Origin of the sequence: Azohydromonas lata (genome assembly GCF_034427735.1) — a bacterium.
GTDB classification, from domain to species: domain Bacteria; phylum Pseudomonadota; class Gammaproteobacteria; order Burkholderiales; family Burkholderiaceae_C; genus Azohydromonas; species Azohydromonas lata.
Map to the genome: position 1 here is coordinate 1 of NZ_JAXOJX010000144.1, position 4,325 is coordinate 4,325.

General features: G+C 63.1%; 6 protein-coding genes. 2 read left to right on the forward strand and 4 right to left on the reverse strand.

Features of this window, described 5'->3' with window-relative positions; all coding sequences use genetic code 11:
• Positions 1 to 96 precede the first annotated feature (96 nt).
• The 4 genes from SM757_RS34470 to SM757_RS34485 form a co-directional block, all read right to left on the reverse strand.
• Positions 97 to 1,074, reverse strand: a complete 978-nt coding sequence (locus tag SM757_RS34470) for a DUF6976 family protein (protein WP_322468788.1) — start codon at positions 1,072 to 1,074, stop codon at positions 97 to 99.
• A gap of 49 nt (positions 1,075 to 1,123) precedes the next feature.
• A complete protein-coding gene (locus tag SM757_RS34475) occupies positions 1,124 to 1,339 on the reverse strand; it encodes a hypothetical protein (protein WP_066343349.1) in 216 nt (71 codons plus the stop codon).
• A 175-nt stretch (positions 1,340 to 1,514) separates the two neighbouring features.
• Complete coding sequence (locus tag SM757_RS34480) at positions 1,515 to 2,192, reverse strand: GntR family transcriptional regulator (RefSeq protein ID WP_322468789.1); 678 nt, start codon at positions 2,190 to 2,192, stop codon at positions 1,515 to 1,517.
• Between the two features lie 175 nt (positions 2,193 to 2,367).
• Positions 2,368 to 2,697 carry a hypothetical protein gene (locus SM757_RS34485; RefSeq protein ID WP_322468790.1) on the reverse strand — a complete coding sequence of 110 codons (330 nt, stop codon included), beginning with the start codon at positions 2,695 to 2,697 and terminating at the stop codon, positions 2,368 to 2,370.
• 102 nt (positions 2,698 to 2,799) lie between these two features.
• Here SM757_RS34485 and SM757_RS34490 point away from each other — a divergent pair, with 102 nt between their 5' ends.
• Together SM757_RS34490 and SM757_RS34495 are read left to right on the forward strand one after the other, a co-directional pair.
• A complete protein-coding gene (locus SM757_RS34490) occupies positions 2,800 to 3,945 on the forward strand; it encodes a branched-chain amino acid ABC transporter substrate-binding protein (protein WP_066343345.1) in 1,146 nt (381 codons plus the stop codon).
• A gap of 137 nt (positions 3,946 to 4,082) precedes the next feature.
• Positions 4,083 to 4,325: ABC transporter permease subunit (locus tag SM757_RS34495; protein WP_407655829.1), on the forward strand; the 243-nt coding region annotated here is incomplete at its 3' end.

Consider the following 4,325-nt stretch of genomic DNA (forward strand, 5'->3'; position numbering starts at 1 on the left):
AGGTTCAAAAATTGAAATCCCACAATTGGGACCGCCATGGAAAAACGCCCCGGCCACTCCTGGCCGGGGCGTTTTGCCTTGCGCAGAATGACGGCGTCAGGCGATGCGCACCATCACCATGGTCTGGTTGAGCAGTTGGTAGGCGATTTCGCCAAACGTCACCGCACCGGGTTCGCCGCCGATGGCCTTACCCTCGAATCCGCCGAAGACGAAATTCAGGATACAGTTGCAGCTCCACACGACGCCCTCGTGCTCCACCGCCTCCAGGCGTTCACGGAATGCGCCCACATAATCGGGTACGGCCTTGGCGAAGTGATAATCTACGCCGGGGAAAACAGGCGCGTAAAAATCAACGCCGCCCGTGGCCGGCATGCCTTGCAGCGACACGTTCACGTGCGCGCCGGCAAAATCGCCCACCAGCGGACATTGGCCGCCTTCAAAACCGCGCGATTTCACATACTCGGCGAAATTCACGACCTCGCCGTTGACCTCGCACTCGTCGACATGGAATCCGGTCTGGGAGAAATGAATGACGTCCTTGCCGTCGGGCTCGAACAAATTCACGGTCTCCAGCATCACCAGCTTGTCGTCCGGCACGCTGACATAAGCCACCACGGCACGGTCTTCATATTTGGCGCCGGTGCGCCCGTCATACACCTTGGGCGTGGCCTTGCCCAATTCGGAAAGGTGAACGCCCGATATCCAGCCCACCGTGGGTTTGACAAAGGCGTCGGGGTAGGTGGCGGCCTCGGCCGCGAAACGCTGGTGCGCCTGGCCGCCCGCGGGAATGATGGTCAGGGAAAAACCGTTATCCGGCGCATGGGCCGCGATGCCGGCCAGCTCCTCCGCGCCATAAGTGGCCAGCGACACCGTGCCCAGTTCCGACAGGTCCGTGACGAATACCTTGTCGTTCACGACCACGCCGCCCTCTTGCGTCATGAAGTAGGGAATGGTGCCCCCCACCCACGAGCCCGCCGGCAATTGGTCCAGCAAATGCTCAGGGCCGGCCACGCTCAAGGGAGCGCCGCCCAGAATCAGGGAAGAAGCTTGTTCCAGGGAAATCAGTTGGTTCATGGTGAAAATGTCCGGCAATGGAGTCAAACAACAGGCGGCAAGCCGGCCATTACAGTGCAGTCAATTGCTGCAACTCGTTGCCCATGATCCGCTCGTATTTGGCGAAGAAATCAAAGATTTCCTTCGCCTTTTGAGGCGTGGGCGTTTTACTGGTCTCAATGCGCTTGATGAACAATTGCGCGGCCAGTTGCGAGGTCTTGACCTTGGACAGGCCACCCGAGGCAAGGCGGGACCACACGGGATGATTGGAAGCAGGAACGGCCATGGGATGCTCGGCTGTAAAAGTGGCTGACGTTGTCAAGACTTAATCGGGTGCTCGACAAGCCGAATTTATAGCCAGTCCCCCAAATGGGGGAGAGGGGTTATCCCAGCGGTATTTTTCCAGTAGACGCAATTCCAATTCGGGTAAACCCGCGGCGCGTTGTTGCACCGCGGTCCGATTACGCCGCCGTCGGCTTGGGCAGGTGGCGCTGCAGCAGCGAGCAGGCTCGCATGATGTGCTCGTGCACCATGCGCGCGGCTTCGGCCGGGTCGCCGCGGCGGCAGGCGTCCACCAGCGCCTGGTGCTCGGTATCGGCCGTGTCGCGGCCGTTCTCGCGGGTGAGCTGGATGTGCAGGTAGCGCTCGGTGCGGTTGTTGATCGACTGGATCATGTTGAGCAGGAAGTCCCGCCCCGCGTCGCGGTACAGGCAGGAGTGGAATTCCCAGTGCAGCCGCGCCCAACGGAAGGGGTCCTGCTCGCGGGCGAACTCATCGCACATCCGCTGCGCCTTGTCCAAGGTCGCCGCCGTCATGTTGGGCACCGCCAGCCGGATGGCGTTGGACTCCAGCATCGCGCGCACTTCGTACACCTGCACGATCTCCGCCTCCGACGGGCTGTGCACCACCGCGCCGCGGTTGCGCTGAAAAGCCACCAGCCCCTCGGCCTCCAGGTGCTTGAGCGCCTCGCGCACGGGAATCTTGCTGACCTTGAAGAGGGCCGCCACCTCGTCTTGCCGGATCGGCTCGCCCTCGTGCAACTGCCCGGTGACGATGGCATTGCGCAGGTGCTGCGCAATCACCTCCGAATTCGTGGGCGACTGGCCCAGGTTCGGCACATCGGACAGTTCAAGAGACACGGTTTCACCTTGGGTTTGCTTAGACGCAAAGCGTATACGAAATTCCCTTTGCGCAGTCGTGAACCATACACAATGCTGTGCACCATGATGGCGCTCTCATTTGGTGCCTCTGTCCGCCTTTTTGCAAAAAAACACCGCTTAATTGCACCAATAGCGTGCAGCTAGTGGTTTGCACCTAGGCACAGATCATGCGTCTACCGTATACGATATTTTTGCTACGGAAAATGTCGGACTCATGAAGGTCCGACACGCCGATGCGAAACCGGCCAGTCCATCCCACGGCCGGCGAGCGCGGCACCGCATCAAGTCTTGTCAACGCAAGCCGGCCCACAAGGCCGAGTTCATCGCCATGTCCGACGAAACATCGACTGCCTTGTCCACTGCTGTTTTGCGCCCGCACGTTCTCCGGCGTGCGGCGGACAAGCACGGCCCCCGGCATTGCGGCGCGCTCCAGGCGTGCGGCGGCCGACAGATTTCCGGCACCCGCGCGCAGCGCGGCTTCCAACCCTGACGCGGCTTTACAGCCGCAGCCCGCAGCAGGCGGCAGGCTTGGAAAGTGACCGAGCCGACGCCGATTCGTTCTGAGACCTCACGGAGACCCCTCGTCATGAAAAACATCGCCTCCACCGTGCGCCGCTTCGCCGGCGTTCTCCTGCCCGTGGCCTTTGCCGCTGCGTCCTTGGGCGCGCAGGCGCAGGAAGTGGTGAAGATCGGCTTCAGCAGCCCGCTGTCCGGTCCGCAATCCGCTTACGGCACCGACAACCGCGACGGCCTGATGCTGGCCGTCAAGGAGCTCAACGCCAAGGGCGTGACGGTGGGCGGCCAGAAGGTCACCTTCGAAGTCGTGGCCGAGGATGACGGTGCCGATCCCCGCCAGGGCGTGGCCGTGGCGCAGAAGCTGGCCGACAGCAAGGTGAAGTTCGTGGTCGGCCCGTACAACTCCGGCGTCGCCATCCCGGCCGGCCGCGTCTACAACGAATCCGGCATGGTCATGATGACCGTGGGCTCCAACCCCAAGATCACGGAGCTGGGCTATCCGCGCCTGTTCCGTATCGGCGTCAACGACGTGCAGTTGGGCGCCGCCATGGCGGTGTATGCCGCCAAGGAAATGAAGATCAAGAACGTGGCCGTCGTGGACGACCGCAGCGCCTACGGCCAGGGCCTGGTGCAGGAGTTCGTGGCCGAGGCCAAGCGCCAGGGCCTGAACATCGTCAAGCAGGAGTTCACCACCGACAAGGCCACGGACTTCACGCCCATCCTGACCTCCATCCGCAGCGCCAAGCCTGACGCCGTGTTCTTTGGCGGCTACTCCGCCCAAGGCGGCCCCATGCTGCGCCAGATGGTGTCGCTGGGCGTGCAGGCCAAGCTGCTGGGCGGCGACGGCATCTGCGCCACCGAGACGGCGCGCCTGAGCGGCGGCGCCGCCGATGGCCGCGTGCTGTGCGCGCAGGCCGGCACCATCCTGGGCAAGGCCGACACCGGCCGCGCCTTTGCCGCCAAGTACAAGGCCGCCTACAACCGCGACCCGCTGACCTACGCCGCCAACTTCTACGACGGCGCCATGCTGCTGGCCGACGCCATGCAGAAGGCCGGCTCCACCGACGCCGGCAAGGTGGCCGAAACCATCGCCAAGGGCAGCTACAAGGGCGTGGCCGGCGAATATTCCTTCACCGACAAGCACGATTTGAAGTCCTCGCCCGTGAGCGTGTATGGCTTCAAGGGCGGCCAGCCCGAGGTGCTGAGCTCGTTCTGATGAACCCGGCTGGCTGATCGGAGCCAGCCCTCTCGCAAGCAAAAGAGCCGCGGCCACTGCGCCGCGGCACTCTTTGATGCCGGTGGCCCAGGCCCGCCCGTGGTTGCGCCGGCATCCAGCCCCTTGTGGAATCTCCCATGGACATTTTTCTTCAACAGATCATCAACGGTCTGGTGCTGGGCAGCATGTACGCGCTCGTGGCACTGGGCTACACGATGGTCTACGGCATCATCAACCTCATCAACTTCGCTCACGGCGAGGTGTTGATGGTGGGCGCCATGGTCAGCTGGACCGTGGTTTCCGCCCTGGGCGATTCCGGCCTGCCGGGCTGGCTGCTGATGCTGATCTCGCTCATCGCCGCCATCGTCATCTGCGCGGCC

Coding starts and splice junctions, on each gene's coding strand:
- SM757_RS34470 (WP_322468788.1), bottom strand. CDS start 1,074: ATGAACCAACTGATTTCCCTGGAACAAGCTTCTTCCCTGATTCTGGGC.
- SM757_RS34490 (WP_066343345.1), top strand. CDS start 2,800: ATGAAAAACATCGCCTCCACCGTGCGCCGCTTCGCCGGCGTTCTCCTG.
- SM757_RS34475 (WP_066343349.1), bottom strand. CDS start 1,339: ATGGCCGTTCCTGCTTCCAATCATCCCGTGTGGTCCCGCCTTGCCTCG.